This is a genomic window from Xanthomonas sp. LMG 8993 (assembly GCF_009835065.2).
GTDB lineage: Bacteria > Pseudomonadota > Gammaproteobacteria > Xanthomonadales > Xanthomonadaceae > Xanthomonas > Xanthomonas arboricola.
In genome coordinates this window covers 110,174-127,667 of record NZ_QVIF02000008.1, presented here as the reverse complement: position 1 = coordinate 127,667, position 17,494 = coordinate 110,174, and the positions used below count along the sequence as shown (strand labels likewise).

Below are 17,494 nucleotides of genomic sequence, written 5' to 3'. Positions count from 1 at the left end.
CTGGCGCCCTGACACTCGGGAGAACTGTGCTGTGACCAATCCCGAATCCCAAATCCCCAATCCCGGCACAGAGACCGACGCCGACGACGACCAGCTGGCGATTTCGGTGCGCGGGCTGACCAATCGCTTCGGCAGCCAGGTCGTGCATGAGGACCTGGATCTGGACGTGCGTCGCGGCGAGATCCTGGGCGTGGTCGGCGGCTCGGGCACCGGCAAGTCGGTGCTGATGCGCAGCATCCTGGGCCTGCGCGAGCCCGACGCCGGCAGCATCCAGGTGTTGGGTGCGGACGCACGCTCGGGCCGTTTCGCCGACCGCCAGCACATCACCCGCAATACCGGGGTGCTGTTTCAGGACGGCGCGCTGTTCTCGTCGATGACCGTCGGCGAAAACGTGCAGGTCCCGCTGAAGGAACATCACGGCGAGTTTCCCGAGCGCTGGTATTTCGAGCTGGCGCTGCTGAAGATCAAGCTGGCCGGCCTGCCGGCCGATGCGCTGGACAAGCTGCCCTCGCAATTGTCCGGCGGCATGCGCAAGCGCGCCGGCCTGGCGCGGGCGCTGGCGCTGGATCCGCCGCTGCTGTTTCTGGACGAGCCCACCGCCGGGCTGGACCCGATCGGCGCGGCCGCCTTCGACCGGTTGATCCGCACCCTGCAACAGGCGCTGGGCCTGACCGTGTTCCTGATCACGCATGACCTGGATACGCTGTACGCCATCTGCGACCGCATCGCGGTGCTGGCCGATCGCAAGGTGATCGCCAACGCGCCGCTGGCCGAAGTCGAGCAGATCGACCACCCCTGGATCCAGGAATATTTCCACGGTCCGCGCGCCCGCGCCGCGCGCGCGGCCAAGACCGACTCCACCGAGACCGCCTGAGCATGGAAACCAAAGCCAATTACGTCCTGATCGGCGCCTTCACCATCGTGGCGGGCCTGGCCCTGCTGCTGTTCGGGCTATGGGCCGCAAAATACTCCTCCGACCGTACCTGGCAGCAATACCGGGTGGTGTTCCGCGAGGCGGTGACCGGCCTGTCGGTCGGCAGCCCGGTGCAATACAACGGCATCGCGGTCGGCTCGATCACCGAGCTGACGCTGGCACCAAACGACCCGCGCCAGGTGGTCGCGCACGTGCGGGTGAACTCCACCACGCCGATCAAGAGCGATACCCGCGCCAAGCTGGCCATCACCAGCCTGACCGGCCCGTCGATCATCCAGCTCTCCGGCGGCACGCCCGAGGCCCCGTCGCTGACCACCATCGACAAGAGCGATGCGCCGATCATCCAGACCACGCCGTCGGCGCTGCAGAACATCACCGACACCGCCAACCGCATCGTCGAGCGCATGGACCAGATGCTCTCGGACAAGAACGTGGCCAGCATCACCGCCACCTTGCAGAACCTGGAAAAGATCAGTGGTGGCATCGCCGACCGCGACGAAGGCATGCAGGCGCTGATCGTCAGCGCGCGCGATGCCGCACGCAATCTGGACACCACCCTGACCACCACCAATGGCACCATCAAGCGGCTGGACCAGAACCTGGTGCAGCAGCTGCCGGGCATCCTGGAAAAGCTCGATGCCACCCTGGTCAAGCTGGATTCGGCCGCCGGCAACGCCGACAACATCCTTGGCGAGAACCGCGCGGCCATCAATAGTTTTGCCAACGACGGACTGGGCCAGCTCGGGCCCACGCTGACCGAATTGCGCGGCCTGATCCGCGACCTGCGCCGGGTCAGCGACAAACTGGACAACAACCCTGCGCGCTACCTGCTCGGCCGCGACGCACCCAAGGAGTTCGAACCGAAATGACTGCCATGCGCCTGTTGCGTCCCATGTTGTGCGTCTCGTTGCTGGCGCTGGGCGGCTGCTCGGTGTTGACCGGCGGCGACAAGAAGCCGGCCACCATTTACGCACCTAATGTGCGGATCGCGCCGAACCCGTCCTGGCCGCAGGTGAGCTGGCAGCTGTCGGTGTCCAAGCCCAGCGCCGCGCGGGTGATCGACAGCCCGCGCATCAACGTGCGCCCGACCCCGGGCGAGTTGCAGGTCTATCACGGCGCAGGCTGGGCGCAGCCGGCCACCGACATGCTGGAAGACAGCGTGGTCCGCGCGTTCGAGGACTCCGGCAAGATCGCCGCCGTCGCCCGTATCGGCACCGGCATCCGCTCCGACTACAAGCTGGCGATCGACCTGCGCCGCTTCGAGTCCGACTACGCCGGCCAGTCGCTGCCCTCGGCCACCATCGAACTCAATGCCAAACTGCTGCACGCCGCCGATCAGCGCGTGGTGGCTTCGCGCACCTTCCTGGTCGCACGCCCGTCCAGCGGCACCGACACGGCTGCGGTGGCAGCAGCATTCGAACAGGCGATGACGCAGGTCACCACCGAACTGGTCGGCTGGACCTTGGTCACCGGCCAGCAGGACAGCCAGATCCTGCCGCGTCCGCTGTCACCGCGACAGCCGAACTAGCGTTGGGGAGCACGCGGCGCAATCTGGCGAAAGGTCAGATTGATGCGCTCGCCGATGGGCTTTGTGGTGCGCGGCAATGCATGCTTGTAGTGGCGCTGGGTCTCGCCTGCCATCAGCAGCAGATCGCCGTGCCCCAATTCCAGCGTCTGCTTCAACGCAGCATCGTCGCGATGCTTGAATGCAAAGCGCCGCGTCGCGCCCAGGCTTACCGAGGCGATCAATGGTCGCGCCCCCAACTCCGGCTCGTCGTCGCTATGCCAGCCCATCGCATCGTTGCCGCTGCGGTAACGGTTGGCCAGCACGCTGTTGAACGGCGCCCCGGTCTCGGCCAGCAGGCGCGTGCGTAGAGGCTGCAATACCTCCAGCCACGGCTGCGGCGCGAACTGCGTGCCCGAGTAGCGATAGCTGGCGTCCGCATCGCCCATCCAGCTGCTCAGACGCGGCGAATCCACCGTCCGCCCGAACATGCGGATGCGATGCACCTCCCACTGCACCTGCGTCAGCAGCGCCTGCAGCAGCGCATCGGCCTGCGCGCGCGGCAACCAGCCGCGACACCAGGCGATCTCCGCTTGCGGCAATGCCACCCGAATCTTCATCCATCAAACGCTAGCACGCGCCCGCTGAGTGGAGGCTGCGCGGCGCGGATGAATCGATCCGATTTGCCGCCGTCACATCGAATCCCGGAAAATGCGCGGCAGCCATCGAGCCAACGGGAGCGGAGCAATGTCGGAAGCAGGAGTCGGCGCAAATGCGCCAGAGACGGTCGAGCGCGACGTGATGGAGTACGACGTCGTCACCGTCGGCGCCGGTCCGGCAGGGCTGGCCTTTGCGATCCGGCTCAAGCAGCTCGATCCGGCCATCAGCGTCTGTGTGATCGAAAAATCCAGCACCATCGGTGCGCATATCCTGTCCGGCGCGGTGATCGAGCCGGGCCCGCTGGATGCCTTGCTGCCGGGCTGGCGCGACAACCCGCCGCCGATCTGCGTGGCTGCCACCGACGACGAATTCTGGTTTCTCGGCAAGGACAGCGCGCGCAAGTTCCCGGTGGTGCCGCCGGGCATGCGCAACCACGGCAATTTCATCGTCAGCCTGGGCGCAATGTGCGCCTGGCTGGCGCCGCAGGCCGAAGCGCTGGGTGTGGAGATCTACCCCGGCTTTGCCGCCGCCGAAACCCTGCACGACGACAACGGCCAGGTCATCGGCGTGCGTATCGGCGACATGGGCGTGGCCAAGGACGGTTCGCACAAGCCCGGTTACACCGCCGGCATCGATATCCGTGCCAAGGTCACCGTGCTGGCCGAAGGCGCGCGCGGGCATCTGACCAAGCGCCTGCTCAACCGCTTCGACCTCACCGCCGATGCCGACCCGCAGGGCTATTCGATCGGCATCAAGGAGCTGTGGCAGGTACCGGAGGGGCGCGTCAGTCCCGGCAAGATCGTGCACACACTGGGCTGGCCGGCCGACAACCGCACCTACGGCGGCAGCTTCCTGTATCACCTGGACAACAACCAGATCGCGCTCGGTTACGTGAGCGGGCTGGACTACAGCGACCCGAAGTACCAGCCGTGGGAAGCCTTCCAGCAATGGAAGAACCACGCGCTGATCAAGCCATTGCTGGAAGGCGGCAGCATCCTCTCGGCCGGCGCGCGCGCCATCGTCACCGGCGGCTGGCAGTCGCTGCCGAAGGTGGAAATGCCCGGTGCCCTGCTGATCGGCGACACCGCCGGCCTGCTCAACGTGCCCAAGATCAAGGGCACCCATCAGGCGATCCGCAGCGGCATGCTGGCCGCCGAACATCTGGTGCAATCGCAGCTGGCGCCGCAAGGCTTCGACGCGAAACTGCGCGCGTCCGATGCGATGGCCGAGTTGAAGCAGGTGCGCAACATCAAGCCCGGTTTCAAGAAGGGCCTGTGGTTAGGCCTGCTCAATGCCGCCTGGGAAACCGCGCTCAAGGGCGCCTCGCCATGGACGCTGAAGAACAAACCCGACTGGTCGGCATTGCACAAGATCGGCGATTACGAGCAACCCAACCGCGACTACGGCACGCGCGAGCTCGCCCCGCGCGACCGCCTGCAGGCGGTCTACTTCGCTGCCACCGAGCACGACGAAGACCAGCCCGTGCATCTGAAGGTGCTCGACACCGACGTCTGCGCCACCCGCTGCGTACAGGAGTACGACAACCCCTGCACCCGCTTCTGCCCGGCCAACGTCTACGAAATGGTCGCAGACACCGGCAGCCCCTCCGGCAAGCGCCTGCAGATCAACGCCGCCAACTGCGTGCACTGCAAGACCTGCGACATCAAGGACCCGTACGAGATCATCACCTGGGTCACCCCGGAGGGTGGTTCGGGCCCGAACTACCAGAATCTGTGAGTAGCCAGTGCCGTACCGCGTGACCGGCAGTCTTTCCAAACTCATGGCTGCGGCGCGTCGCTCGGTAGAACTCCATGGCGGCGGTTTCTCCGGCGCAACCGCAGTCGCAATACGGGCACTCAAGCTGATACGCGCCTTGGGAATTCGTGGCCTGGTGGGGCGGTTACAGCTAGCCGGGCGCGCACGCCCGGCGGTTCATCGCCTGCCTGACCAACACCCATTCCCCGCGCCTGCTCCCCTGTCGCAGCTGCAGCTCAAGATTGGCGTGATGCTGCACGTCTTCTATCCCGACCTGATCGACGAATTCGCGCAGTCGCTCCAGCACATGCCGGCGGGTTATGACCTGCTGGTATCGGTGATGGATGACACAGCCGCAGCTCAGGCGCGCGAGCGCTTTTCAAAGCTGCCGCAGGTCGAGAAGCTCGAGATACGCGTCGTGCCCAATCGCGGCCGTGACATCGCACCGCTCTTGGTGACGTTTCGCGAGCAGATCCTGGCATTGGATGTTGTCGGCCATCTGCATACGAAAAAATCGCTGTATACCGGCAGCGAACAAGGCGAGTGGCGTCGCTACCTGGTGTCATCCCTGATGGGGAGCCCGGAGCGTATCGCCTGGCAACTGGGGATGTTTCAGGCCGAGCCGCGGCTCGGCATGCTTTATCCCGAAAGTTACGAGCGGGTGCTGCTGTGGGCGCATACCTGGCTCAGCAATTTCAGCGTCTGTCGCACACTTGCCCAGCGACTTGGATTCGACATCAGCCCCCCGGAGTACATCGATTTTCCTGCCGGATCGATGTTCTGGGCGAAGGTGGATGCACTGCGGCCGTTGTACGCACTGAATCTGGAACTCAAGGACTTCCCCGAAGAGCACGGGCAGATCGACGGCACCCTGCACCACGCAGTGGAACGCTTGTTCGTCGCTGTGGTGCGCCATCAGCGGTATCGCATCGGCATCCTGCCGCAAGACGGGACGCTGTCACTCAGCGACGAGGGTGGACGCAACTGGCAGGCGTCGCTCGAGACGCCGATCGCCACACGATTGACACTGTCGTCCCTGCAGGCTCGACTGGTGTCGCTGGATATCTTCGACACCTTGGTGGTGAGGCCGTTCCTGTTTCCGGCCGGTGCCCGCGCCTTTCTTGCCCACCTGATAGCACGCCAATTCGGGATCGGAAATTTTCTCGAACTACGCGAACTTGCCGAGTCAAAAGCGCGCCATCAACGTGGCGCCGATGTCGATCTATCGAGCATCTACGCCACACTGGCTGGCCTGCCCGATGCGAAGGGACTTCCGACCAGCGCCCTCCAGGCACTGGAAGTGGCCCTGGAAGCCCGGCTGCTGCGACCACGCCAGGGCGTGATCGCAGCAGCGACGCAACTAAAGCAACGTGGCATCCGCCTGGTTGCGCTTTCGGACATGTATCTGGATAGCGCATTGCTGCAGCAGGTCCTGCCACCAGAAGTCAGCGCACTGCCGGCTGCCTGGTATGTGTCCTGCGAGACGGGCTGGCGCAAGGATGCCGACAATGTCTGGAGGGAGCTGCCGGCCCTCGAGAAAATCGATGCCTCCCAGTGGCTGCATGTCGGCGACAACGAACATGCAGATGTCCAGCGTCCACAGATGCACAAGCTGTTGACACCGGTGCATGTGCTTCGGCCATCCGCACTGCTGGAGGTGATTCCTGCATTGCGCCCGCTGAGAGCCGCTTCGGGGGCGGCAACCCGGTGGCAGGACCAGTTGTGGCTTGGCCTGCTGGCCAATCGGTTCGCCGATCTTGCCGACCGGCACCCGGACACGTTGATGCCCTTGCCGGTTCTTTCACCGGCCTGTCTTGGCTATGTGGTGATCGGTCCGCTGATCTTCGATTATCTCGCCTGGCTGATCCGCACGGCGACGCAACGCAATATCGAAACGATCTTGTTCCTGAGCCGGGAAGGCCACCTGCTGGAGCAGGGGTTCCAGCTGGTGAGGCAGACATCCCCTGCACTGCAGCAGCTGCATGGCAAGTATCTGCTGGCGTCGCGGCGGGGAACCGGAACCCCCTCACTGCATGCGCCGGACGATCTTGCACTGCTGCTGGACAGCACCTACACCGGAACACTGGGTAACCTGGTACAGGCGCGCTTGGGAGAGGCTGCAGCACATGTTCTGGAACGTCGCCTGGGCCGCCCGGTCATGCAACGCGATGTCTACCTGCCGGAGATGCATGCCGAGCTGCTGGAACTGATTGCCCCGGCGATCAACGAACTGCTGGCGCTTGCCGAAACTGAAAGGACGGCTTACCTGCATTACTGGAGAGCGATTGCAGGCGACGGCACCGCCATGGTGGCCGATATAGGTTATTCCGGCACCATCCAGGCCAACCTCACAAGATTGACCGGACAGCCGCTGGGTGGCGCTTATTTTGCATTGAACGGGCGCGCCACAAAGATTACTGCGCAGAGCTGGGCAGCCGCTCGCTATTTCGATGGCCGTACCGAGAGCGACCCGGAGCAGTCAGCGATCCTGCGCCACGACCTGCTTTTGGAAACACTGCTCACCGCTCCTTCGCCGCAATTTTCCTGCTTCACAGCCAGCAACGACGTTCCGACTGCGGTCTACGCCCATCCGGAACTGTCGACAGCGCAATGGGCGACGATCGCGCAGGTGCACGAAGGTGCGTTGGCGTTCATTGCAGACGTCTGCCAGGTTGCACAGGACCAAAGCTACCTGCTGGACTTTGACCGAACCTCGGTCCAGATCCCGCTGCAATGCATCGGTTCCGGACGCTGGCAGGCGCCGTGGCTGGCGGATCTGCAACTGGACGACCGTTTCACCGGACGCGGCGTGGTGCGGGCCGGATGACCTGGCGGCCGTCCGGCCTTGCCTCACGATTAAAGCGTCAGAATTGTCACACCGGTCTTCTGGCGCAATTCCTCCAGCGCCACTCCTTCGGCCGCCTCCACCAGCACCAGCCCGCGATCGGTGACGTCGAATACCGCCAGGTCTGTGATGATGCGATCGACCACGCCGACGCCGGTCAATGGCAGGTCGCATTCGCGCAGGATCTTGTGGCTGCCGTCCTTGGCGACATGTTCCATCAGCACGACAACGCGCTTGACGCCGGCCACCAGGTCCATCGCGCCGCCCATGCCCTTGACCATCTTGCCGGGCACCATCCAGTTGGCCAGGTCGCCGCGCTCGGTCACCTGCATCGCACCGAGAATCGCCAGATCGATGTGCCCGCCGCGGATCATCGCAAACGAGTCGTGGCTACCGAAATAACTGGCCCCGGCACGCGCGGTCACTGTCTGCTTGCCGGCGTTGATCAGGTCCGCATCCACCTCGTCCTCGCTGGGAAACGGACCGATGCCGAGCAGGCCGTTCTCCGATTGCAGCCACACGTCCACGCCATCAGGAATGTGGTTGGCCACCAGCGTCGGCAGACCGATACCCAGGTTGACGTAGGCACCATCGGTCAATTCACGCGCCGCACGTGCGGCCATCTGGTCTCTGGTCCAGGCCATCAGTGCTGTCCTTCGCGCACGGTGCGCTGCTCGATGCGTTTTTCCGGGGTGGCGTTGAGCACCAGCCGGTCGACATAGATGCCGGGCAGATGCACCTGGTCCGGATCGATCGCACCCACCTCCACGATCTCCTCGACCTCGGCGACGCAGACGCGACCGGCCATGGCGCAGGCCGGGTTGAAGTTGCGCGCAGTCTTGCGGAACACCAGATTGCCGGCCGTATCCGCACGCCAGGCCTTGACCAGCGCGACGTCGGCCTGCAGTGCGGTTTCCATCACGTACTGCTTGCCGTCGAATTGCCGGGTTTCCTTGCCCTGGGCGACGATGGTGCCGTAGCCGGTTGCGGTATAGAACGCGGGAATCCCCGCACCGCCCGCGCGCAGGCGTTCGGCCAGCGTGCCTTGCGGGTTGAACTCCAGCTCCAGTTCGCCGGCCAGGTACTGCCGCTCGAATTCCTTGTTCTCGCCCACGTAGGACGAAATCATCTTGCGGATCTGCCGGGTGGCCAATAATTGACCCAGCCCGAATCCATCGACGCCTGCGTTGTTGGAGATCACGGTCAATCCGCCGACCCCGCTCGCGCGCACTGCCGCGATCAGCGCTTCCGGGATTCCACACAGCCCAAAGCCGCCGACCGCCAGGGTCTGGCCATCGGCCAGCACCCCATCCAGCGCCGCCCCGGCATCGGCATAGCGTTTGCCGCTTGCCGCACCACGTCCACCATTGCTCATCACCGCCCTCGCCTCGCTGATGTGAAGCGGCCATTCTAGCCGCTGACTGTTCCCTGTCCCCGATCGCAATTCCGCCACACCCAAGACACGGCACAGCCGCTAAACTCGGAATTCCCCCATCCCAGGAATTGCCCATGACGCTACCCGCCTTCAAGGCCTACGACATCCGCGGCCGCGTGCCGGATGAACTCAACGAGGACTTGGCGCGCCGCATCGGCGTGGCATTGGCGGCGCAGCTGGAGCAAGGGCCCGTGGTCCTGGGCCACGACGTGCGCCTGGCCTGCAGGAGGCGCTCTCGGCCGGCCTGCGCGCCAGCGGCCGCGAAGTGATCGACATTGGCCTGTGCGGCACCGAGGAGGTCTATTTCCAGACCGATTACCTCAAGGCGGCCGGCGGCGTGATGGTCACCGCCAGCCATAACCCGATGGACTACAACGGCATGAAGCTGGTCCGCGAGCAGGCGCGACCGATCAGCTCCGATACCGGCCTGTTCGCGATCCGCGACACCGTCGCTGCCGATACCGCCGCACCCGGCGAGCCAACCGCAAGCGAGCAGAGCCGCACCGACAAGACCGCCTATCTTGAGCATCTGCTCAGCTACGTGGACCGCAGCACGCTCAAGCCGCTCAAGCTGGTGGTCAACGCCGGCAACGGTGGCGCCGGCCTGATCGTCGACCTGCTTGCACCGCAGCTGCCGTTCGAGTTCATCCGCGTCTTCCACGAACCCGATGGCAACTTTCCCAACGGCATCCCCAACCCGCTGCTGCCGGAGAACCGCGACGCCACCGCCAGGGCGGTCAAGGAACACGGCGCCGACTTTGGTATCGCCTGGGACGGCGACTTCGATCGCTGCTTCTTCTTCGACCACACCGGCCGCTTCATCGAAGGCTATTACCTGGTCGGCCTGCTGGCCCAGGCGATCCTGGCCAAGCAGCCGGGTGGCAAGGTCGTGCACGACCCGCGCCTGACCTGGAACACCGTCGAGATGGTCGAGGACGCCGGCGGCATCCCGGTGCTGTGCAAGAGCGGCCATGCCTTCATCAAGGAAAAGATGCGCAGCGAAAACGCCGTGTATGGCGGCGAGATGAGCGCGCACCACTATTTCCGCGAGTTCGCCTATGCCGACTCCGGCATGATCCCGTGGTTGTTGATCGCCGAGCTGGTGTCGCAGTCGGGTCGTTCGCTGGCGGATCTGGTCGAGGCGCGCATGCAGAAATTCCCCTGCAGCGGCGAGATCAACTTCAAGGTGGACGATGCCAAGGCAGCGGTTGCCCGCGTGATGGATCACTACGGCGATCAGTCGCCGGAACTGGACTACACCGATGGCATCAGTGCCGACTTCGGCCAATGGCGTTTCAACCTGCGCAGCTCCAACACCGAGCCGCTGCTGCGCCTGAACGTGGAAACGCGCGGCGACGCCGCCCTGCTGGAAACGCGCACGCAGGAAATTTCCAACCTGCTGCGCGGCTGATTTAACATCTTCCCCCACTTTGACGCACTGGAGTTTCCCCCGCTCATGAGCGACGTCCTTCCGATCATCCTGTCCGGCGGTTCCGGCACGCGCCTGTGGCCGTTGTCGCGCGAATCCTATCCCAAGCAGTTCCTGCCGCTGGTCGGCGAGCACAGCATGCTGCAGGCCACCTGGCTGCGTTCCGCTCCGGTGGCGGCACATGCCCCCATCGTGGTGGCCAACGAAGAACACCGCTTCATGGCCGCCGAGCAATTGCAGCAGTTGGGCGTCAAGCCGTCTGCCATCCTGCTCGAGCCCAAGGGCCGTAACACCGCTCCGGCGATTGCTGTAGCCGCCCTGGAAGCCACCCGCAATGGCGACGATCCGCTGTTGCTGGTATTGCCGTCGGATCACGTGATTCGTGACGAGGCCGCCTTCCAGGCTGCCGTGACCGTCGCGGCAGCTGCCGCAGCGCAGGGCAAGCTGGTCACCTTCGGCATCAAGCCCACCGCGCCCGAAACCGGCTACGGCTACATCAAGGCCGGTGCCGGCACCGGCGCCACCGCAGTCGAGCGCTTCGTCGAAAAGCCCGACCTGGCCACCGCGCAAGGCTATCTGGCCAGCGGCGAGTATTACTGGAACAGCGGCATGTTCCTGTTCCGCGCCTCGCGCTATCTGGAAGAACTGCGCAAGTTCCAGCCCGCCATCGCCGATGCGTGCCAGAAGGCGTGGGAAGGCGGCAAGCGCGACGCCGACTTCACCCGTCTGGACAAGGACGCGTTCGCCTCCAGCCCATCGGATTCGATCGACTATGCGGTGATGGAAAAGACCGCCGATGCAGTGGTGGTGCCGCTGGATGCCGGCTGGAACGATGTCGGGTCGTGGTCGTCGCTGCTGGACGTCTCCGAACAGGACGGCCAGGGTAATGCACACCACGGCGATGTCATCCAGCTGGACTGCAAGAACACCTATGCGTATGGCTCGCGCCTGATCGCCATGGTCGGCCTGGAAGACGTCGTCGTCGTCGAGACGCCGGACGCCGTGCTGGTCGGTCATCGCGATCGCATCCAGGAGGTCAAGGATGTGGTCGGCCAGATCAAGACGGCTGGCCGTTCAGAGGCCACCTGGCATCGCAAGGTCTATCGGCCGTGGGGCGCCTACGATTCGATCGACATGGGCCAGCGCCACCAGGTCAAGCGCATCACCGTCAAACCCGGTGCGGTGCTGAGCCTGCAGATGCATCACCATCGCGCCGAACACTGGATCGTGGTGAGCGGAACCGCCGAAGTCACCCGTGGCGACGAGGTGCTGCTGCTGACCGAAAACCAGAGTACCTACATCCCACTGGGCGTGACCCATCGCCTGCGCAATCCGGGCAAGTTGCCATTGGAGCTGATCGAAGTGCAGTCCGGCAGCTACCTGGGCGAAGACGACATCGTGCGTTTCGAAGATACCTACGGGCGCGCCTGATCGGTCGCTTGCAGGCCCTTCCGACGTATCAGCAAACAGCCGGGGATTCCCGGCTGTTTGTTTTTGCGGCTCGTATCGATCAGCGGACCTATCGCCACCGACCAGAGTTGCGGATTTACTCTCTGGCAGCGGCGATTTCGGCAATCACGCGCTGCAGGCCGAGCTGCCAGTCCGGCAACACGATGTCGAAATCGCGCTGCAGTTTGTCGATCGACAGCCGCGAGTACGCCGGCCGCTTTGCGGGCGTCGGATAGTCGGCGGTCGTGATCGGCACCACGCGCGGTGCGCGCGACAACAGGCCTGTGCTGACGGCTTGCTGGAAGATCGCCTCGGCAAAACCATGCCAGCTGGTCTGCCCTGCCGCCGTGAGGTGCCAGGTACCCGACGTGTCGGGGGTGCGTTGGCGCAGCAACTGCGCAGTGACATCGGCAATCAGGGCGGCGGGTGTCGGCGTTCCGACCTGATCGGCCACCACCCGCAGCTCATCGCGCTCGGCACCCACACGCAACATGGTGCGCAGGAAATTGGCGCCGCGCGAGGCGTACACCCATGCCGTGCGCAGAATCAGATGCTGCGTGCCCGAAGCACGGATGGCCTCCTCGCCAGCAAGCTTGGTCTCACCGTAGACGCCCAGTGGCGAGGTCGGCGCGTCTTCCGGATACGGTGCGTGACCTCGACCGTCGAAGACGTAGTCGGTCGAGTAGTGCACCAGCGGAACGTTGCGGGATGCACACCATGCGGCGATGACGCCGGGCGAGATGGCATTTGCGCGCATGGCGCTGTCTCGCTCATGTTCGGCACGATCCACCGCCGTGTAGGCGGCCGCATTGACCACGCGCGACGGGCCGACCCGGTCCAACAAAGCGGCCAGCATTTCCGGCGCGTCGAAATCCGCCGTCTCGCACGCACTTCCATCGGCCAACCGGCCGCTGCGCGTCGTTGCACATATTGCGTCATCGGCTGCCAGTGCGCGCAGCAGTTCCGTCCCGACCTGCCCATTGGCACCAAACAACACCGTGGTCACGGCATGTACACCGGCAGTCGATCGACTGGCACCTCATTCAGAAACGGCGCTTTGGCATCCTTGGCGGACAGCACTGGATCGCTGATCGGCCAATCGATCCCGATCGCCGCATCGTTCCAGCGCACGCCAGCATCTGCCTCCTTGACGTAAATGTCGGTGCACAGATAGCTGAACAATGCTTTTTCTGAAAGCACGGCAAAACCATGCGCGAAGCCTTCAGGTATCCAGACCTGGCGGCGGTTTTCCGCACTGAGCAAAACGGCAGTCCAACGCCCGAAGTGGGGTGACCCGGCACGGATATCCACCGCGACGTCATACACCTCGCCTTCGAGCACGCTCACCAGCTTGCCCTGTGGCCGGGGCCACTGGTAATGCAGACCACGCAGCACGCCCCTGGCGGACGTGGAGACGTTGCTTTGTACAAAGCTTGTCGGCAGGCCGTGCTGCCCGAAGCGCTCTGCATTCCATGTTTCGAAGAAATAACCGCGCGCATCGCCAAAGACCGCAGGCTCGATGACGACGCAGCCGGGCAACGTCGTTTCGATCACTTTCAATGGACAACCCCGCGCTTGGCCAATGCAGTCAGATATTTGCCGTAGTCATTCTTCAACAACGGCGCCGCCAGACGCTCCAGCTGCTCGGCATCGATCCAGCCCTGACCAAATGCGATTTCTTCCGGGCAGCACACCTGCAGGCCCTGGCGCATCTGGATGGTCTCGATGAAATTGGCCGCTTCGTGCAATGACTGATGCGTGCCGGTATCCAGCCATGCATACCCACGCCCCAACGGCTCCAGGTGCAGATTGCCGGCATCGAGATAGCAGCGATTGAGATCGGTGATCTCCAGCTCGCCGCGCGGCGAAGGCTTCAACGCAGCCGCGTAGTCGCTGGCCTTGCCGTCATAGAAATACAAGCCGGTGACGGCGTAGTTGGAACGGGGCTTTTCCGGCTTTTCGGCAATATCGATGACCTTGCCTTGCTGATCGAATTCGGCAACGCCGTAGCGCTCCGGGTCGTTGACCCAGTAACCGAAGACGGTTGCACCCTGCTCACGCGCATCGGCGCGGCGCAAGGTATCGGTCAGGCCATGCCCATGGAAGATATTGTCGCCCAACACCAGGCAACTCGGCTTGCCGTCGACGAACTCGCGGCCGATCAGATAGGCCTGCGCCAGACCATCGGGGCTGGGCTGCACGGCATACTGGATATTGACGCCCCACTGGGAACCATCGCCCAGCAGCGTCTGGAACAGCGCCTGCTCGTGCGGCGTGTTGATGATCAGGATGTCGCGGATACCCGCAAGCATCAGCACGCTCAGCGGGTAGTAGATCATCGGCTTGTCGTACACCGGCAACAGCTGCTTGCTGACGCCCTTGGTGATCGGATACAGGCGCGTGCCGGAGCCGCCCGCCAGAATGATGCCTTTACGTTGTGTCATCAGGTATGTCCTGTTGAGGCCCGCACACGCTTACATGCGCGGACTCTTGCCTAAGGGCTCGCGTTAGGCCGCGGCGCCGATCCGTTCCAGCCGATAGCTGCCATCCAGCACGCCCTGCACCCAGGCCTGGTTGGTCAGGTACCACTCCACCGTCTGCGCGATGCCTTGCTCGAAGGTATAGGCCGGCTCCCAGCCCAGATCGTTCTTCAACTTGGAGGCATCGATCGCGTAGCGACGGTCGTGTCCGGGGCGGTCGGTGACATGGGTGATCTGGCTCGCGCGCGGTTTGCCGTCCTCACGCGGGCGGTGCTGATCCAGCAGCGCGCAGATCGCCTGCACGACCTCGATGTTCTGGCGCTCGGAGTTGCCGCCCACGTTGTAGGTCTCACCGACCTGGCCCTTGGCCAGCACGGTGCGGATCGCCTCGCAGTGGTCGCTGACGAACAGCCAGTCGCGTACCTGCTTGCCATCGCCGTACACCGGCAACGCCTCGCCGGCCAGCGCCTTGGCGATCACCAGCGGAATGAGCTTTTCCGGGAAATGGTACGGGCCGTAGTTGTTCGAGCAGTTGGTGGTCAGCACCGGCAGCCCGTAGGTGTGGTGGAACGCGCGTACCAGGTGATCCGAGGCGGCCTTGGACGCCGAGTACGGGGAATTGGGCGCATACGGCGTGGTCTCGGTGAACTTGCCGGTCTCGCCCAGCGTGCCATAGACCTCGTCGGTGGACACATGCAGGAACCGGAAGGCCTCGCGACGCGCATCCGGCAGTGCTTTCCAGTAGTCGCGCACGGCCTCGAGCAAGGCCAGGGTACCGACGACGTTGGTCTGGACGAACGCGCCGGGGCCTTCGATCGAGCGATCCACATGGCTTTCGGCAGCGAAGTTCAGCACTGCGTCCGGCTGATGGTCCTGCAGCAGACGGGTCACGAGCGCGCCGTCGCCGATGTCGCCCTTGACGAAGACATGGTCGGCATTGCCTTCCAGCGACGCCAGCGTGTTCAGGTTCCCCGCATAGGTGAGCGCGTCGAGATTGATCACGCGAATGCCGCGCGCCACTGCCTCAAGAACAAAATTTCCGCCGATAAAACCGGCCCCGCCGGTCACTAGCCAAGTCGCCACTGTCTACCCCTCCTGGTCGCGCGCGCAGCGCTGCGTTCTCAAACCACACAGGATATACGGTCGGAGCAATCCCAGGCCCAAACGGCATGCGCAAGTGTTGCGCCGCAGCATCCATACGCCATCGCATGGTGCATGCCGCCCGGTTAGAATGGCCCCACTCCCGAGCCTGCCGCCGCGGCCGGGCCTTCCCGCAACAGCTGAAGGATCTCGTACACGATGAAAATCCTCGTCGCCTACAAGCGCGTGGTGGACTACAACGTCCGCATTCAGGTCAAGCCCGATGGTTCCGGTGTGGTCACCGACGGCGTCAAGCTCTCGCCCAACCCGTTCGACGAAATCGCCCTGGAAGAGGCGTTGCGCCTGCGCGACGCCGGCATCGCCACCGAGGTGGTGGTCGCCACCCTGGCCCCGGCCGATGCGGCCGCGCACCTGCGCAACGGGCTTGCGATGGGCGCCAACCGCGCCATCCACGTGGTCACTGACGCGGCAATCCAGCCGTTGACCGCCGCGCGCACCCTGCTCAAGCTGGTCGAGAAGGAACAGCCGGATCTGGTCATCCTGGGCAAGCAAGCGATCGACGACGACGCCAACCAGACCGGCCAGATGCTGGCCACCTTGTGGGGTCGCCCGCAGGCGACCTTCGCCGGCAAGCTGGTGGTCGCCGATGGCAAGGCCACGGTGACCCGCGAAGTCGATGCCGGCCTGGAGACGCTGGAAGTGGACCTGCCGGCGGTGGTGACGACCGATCTGCGCTTGAACGAGCCGCGCTTCATCAAGTTGCCGGACATCATGAAAGCCAAGAGCAAGCCGCTGGAAACGCTGGCCTTTGCCGATCTCGGCGTCGATGCGCATGACAGTCTCAGCACCACCCACTACGCCGCGCCGTCCAAGCGCAGCCGCGGCGTGATGGTCAAGGACGCCGCCGAGCTGGTGGCCGCACTCAAGCAGAAGGGGTTGCTGTAATGGCCAAGGTTCTCATCGTTGCCGAACATCTCAACGGCCAGCTCAATGCGGCCACTGCCAAGACCCTCAGCGCCGCGCTGGCGGTGTCGGCCGAGTCCATTGACATCGTCGTGCTGGCGGCCGATCCGGCCGCGGTTGCGGCGCAGGCCGCGCAGCTGGCGGGTGTTGCTCGCGTGCTGACGGTGGCAAACGCCGCCAACGAACATGCCATCGCGCAGGTGCTGGGGCCGCAGATCGCCCAGCTCGCCGGCCAGGGCTACACCCATGTATTCGGCCCCTCGACCACGTTCGGCAAGGACCTGATGCCGGTGGTTGCCGCGCTGCTGGGCGTCAACCAGGTCTCCGACCTGATGGCGGTCGAAGATGCCTACACCTTCAAGCGCCCGATCTACGCAGGCAATGCCATCATCACGGTGAAAGCGCCGGCCGACCAGATCGTGGTCGCCACCGTGCGCAGCGCCTCCTGGCCGGAAGCGGCAGCCGGCGGTAGTGCGACGGTCGAAGCAGTCACCGTCGATGCCGCGCTGCCCACCCATACCCGCTTCGTCGGCCTGGCCGCAGGCAGCTCCGATCGCCCGGACCTGCAGAGCGCCAAGCGGGTGGTCTCCGGCGGCCGCGGCGTCGGCTCGGCCGAGAACTTCCAGCACATCTACAGCCTGGCCGACAAACTCGGCGCCGCCGTGGGCGCCTCGCGCGCCGCCGTGGACGCCGGCTATGTACCGAACGAGCTGCAGGTCGGCCAGACCGGCAAGATCATCGCCCCCGAGCTGTACGTGGCGATCGGCATCAGCGGGGCGATCCAGCATCTGACCGGCATCAAGGACGCCGGCACGATCGTGGCAATCAACAAGGACCCTGAATCGCCGATCTTCGAGATTGCCGATATCGGGTTGGTGGGAGATCTTTTCACTCTCCTGCCGGAACTTGAGACAGCGCTCGCATAGAGCGCTGTCCACC

Annotated in this window: 15 protein-coding genes and 1 pseudogene; 9 read left to right on the top strand and 7 right to left on the bottom strand. The window is 64.5% G+C overall.

Annotation, left to right across the window (positions count from 1 at the left end):
- Positions 1-31 precede the first annotated feature (31 nt).
- The 3 genes from DYQ94_RS15300 to DYQ94_RS15290 are packed head-to-tail and all read left to right on the top strand — an operon-like array spanning position 32 to position 2,462.
- Positions 32-874 (top strand): ABC transporter ATP-binding protein, encoded by an 843-nt coding sequence (locus tag DYQ94_RS15300; RefSeq protein ID WP_054592900.1) that lies wholly within the window; start codon positions 32-34, stop codon positions 872-874.
- 2 nt (positions 875-876) lie between these two features.
- Entirely contained in the window at positions 877-1,803 is a 927-nt protein-coding gene (locus DYQ94_RS15295; RefSeq protein ID WP_011035876.1) for an MlaD family protein, read from the top strand.
- Positions 1,800-2,462, top strand: coding sequence for an ABC-type transport auxiliary lipoprotein family protein (locus DYQ94_RS15290; protein WP_126966635.1), 663 nt, complete (start codon positions 1,800-1,802; stop codon positions 2,460-2,462). The genes DYQ94_RS15295 and DYQ94_RS15290 overlap by 4 nt, the downstream gene beginning before the upstream one ends.
- Here the strand turns inward: DYQ94_RS15290 and DYQ94_RS15285 are convergent.
- Positions 2,459-3,058: an alpha-ketoglutarate-dependent dioxygenase AlkB family protein gene (locus DYQ94_RS15285; RefSeq protein ID WP_126966634.1), complete on the bottom strand. Its 600-nt coding sequence runs from the start codon at positions 3,056-3,058 to the stop codon at positions 2,459-2,461. The two genes, DYQ94_RS15290 and DYQ94_RS15285, sit on opposite strands and share 4 nt — an antisense overlap.
- A 127-nt stretch (positions 3,059-3,185) precedes the next feature.
- Here DYQ94_RS15285 and DYQ94_RS15280 point away from each other — a divergent pair, with 127 nt between their 5' ends.
- Both DYQ94_RS15280 and DYQ94_RS15275 read left to right on the top strand, forming a co-directional pair.
- A complete protein-coding gene (locus DYQ94_RS15280; protein WP_126966633.1) occupies positions 3,186-4,835 on the top strand; it encodes an electron transfer flavoprotein-ubiquinone oxidoreductase in 1,650 nt (549 codons plus the stop codon).
- Positions 4,836-4,944: 109 nt separating this feature from the next.
- On the top strand, positions 4,945-7,680 hold the full coding sequence (locus tag DYQ94_RS15275; protein ID WP_252374715.1) for a rhamnan synthesis F family protein: 2,736 nt from the start codon (positions 4,945-4,947) through the stop codon (positions 7,678-7,680).
- A 29-nt stretch (positions 7,681-7,709) separates the two neighbouring features.
- Here the strand turns inward: DYQ94_RS15275 and DYQ94_RS15270 are convergent, their stop codons facing one another.
- On the bottom strand, positions 7,710-8,342 hold the full coding sequence (locus DYQ94_RS15270; protein WP_126966632.1) for a CoA transferase subunit B: 633 nt from the start codon (positions 8,340-8,342) through the stop codon (positions 7,710-7,712).
- Positions 8,342-9,073 (bottom strand): CoA transferase subunit A, encoded by a 732-nt coding sequence (locus DYQ94_RS15265; RefSeq protein WP_065032865.1) that lies wholly within the window; start codon positions 9,071-9,073, stop codon positions 8,342-8,344. The genes DYQ94_RS15270 and DYQ94_RS15265 overlap by 1 nt, the downstream gene beginning before the upstream one ends.
- 134 nt (positions 9,074-9,207) lie before the next feature.
- On the opposite strand from DYQ94_RS15265, the pseudogene DYQ94_RS15260 reads away from it, so the two are divergent.
- A pseudogene (locus DYQ94_RS15260) lies at positions 9,208-10,544 on the top strand (phosphohexomutase domain-containing protein).
- A 45-nt stretch (positions 10,545-10,589) separates the two neighbouring features.
- Positions 10,590-11,993 carry a mannose-1-phosphate guanylyltransferase/mannose-6-phosphate isomerase gene (locus DYQ94_RS15255; protein ID WP_024938345.1) on the top strand — a complete coding sequence of 468 codons (1,404 nt, stop codon included), beginning with the start codon at positions 10,590-10,592 and terminating at the stop codon, positions 11,991-11,993.
- 115 nt (positions 11,994-12,108) lie between these two features.
- On the opposite strand, the gene rfbD is transcribed toward DYQ94_RS15255, so the two are convergent.
- The 4 genes from rfbD to rfbB all read right to left on the bottom strand — a co-directional run bounded on the left by rfbD (position 12,109) and on the right by rfbB (position 15,574).
- Positions 12,109-13,017 carry a dTDP-4-dehydrorhamnose reductase gene (gene rfbD / locus DYQ94_RS15250; RefSeq protein WP_126966631.1) on the bottom strand — a complete coding sequence of 303 codons (909 nt, stop codon included), beginning with the start codon at positions 13,015-13,017 and terminating at the stop codon, positions 12,109-12,111.
- Entirely contained in the window at positions 13,014-13,571 is a 558-nt protein-coding gene (rfbC, locus tag DYQ94_RS15245; protein ID WP_024938347.1) for a dTDP-4-dehydrorhamnose 3,5-epimerase, read from the bottom strand. Before rfbC ends, rfbD begins: the two co-directional genes overlap by 4 nt.
- Positions 13,568-14,455, bottom strand: a complete 888-nt coding sequence (gene rfbA, locus DYQ94_RS15240; protein WP_024938348.1) for a glucose-1-phosphate thymidylyltransferase RfbA — start codon at positions 14,453-14,455, stop codon at positions 13,568-13,570. Before rfbA ends, rfbC begins: the two co-directional genes overlap by 4 nt.
- A 63-nt stretch (positions 14,456-14,518) precedes the next feature.
- Positions 14,519-15,574: a dTDP-glucose 4,6-dehydratase gene (gene rfbB, locus DYQ94_RS15235; protein ID WP_065032868.1), complete on the bottom strand. Its 1,056-nt coding sequence runs from the start codon at positions 15,572-15,574 to the stop codon at positions 14,519-14,521.
- 216 nt (positions 15,575-15,790) lie between these two features.
- Here rfbB and DYQ94_RS15230 point away from each other — a divergent pair, with 216 nt between their 5' ends.
- A complete protein-coding gene (locus DYQ94_RS15230) occupies positions 15,791-16,537 on the top strand; it encodes an electron transfer flavoprotein subunit beta/FixA family protein (protein ID WP_039525367.1) in 747 nt (248 codons plus the stop codon).
- On the top strand, positions 16,537-17,481 hold the full coding sequence (locus DYQ94_RS15225; RefSeq protein WP_024938351.1) for an electron transfer flavoprotein subunit alpha/FixB family protein: 945 nt from the start codon (positions 16,537-16,539) through the stop codon (positions 17,479-17,481). The genes DYQ94_RS15230 and DYQ94_RS15225 overlap by 1 nt, the downstream gene beginning before the upstream one ends.
- Positions 17,482-17,494 lie beyond the last annotated feature (13 nt).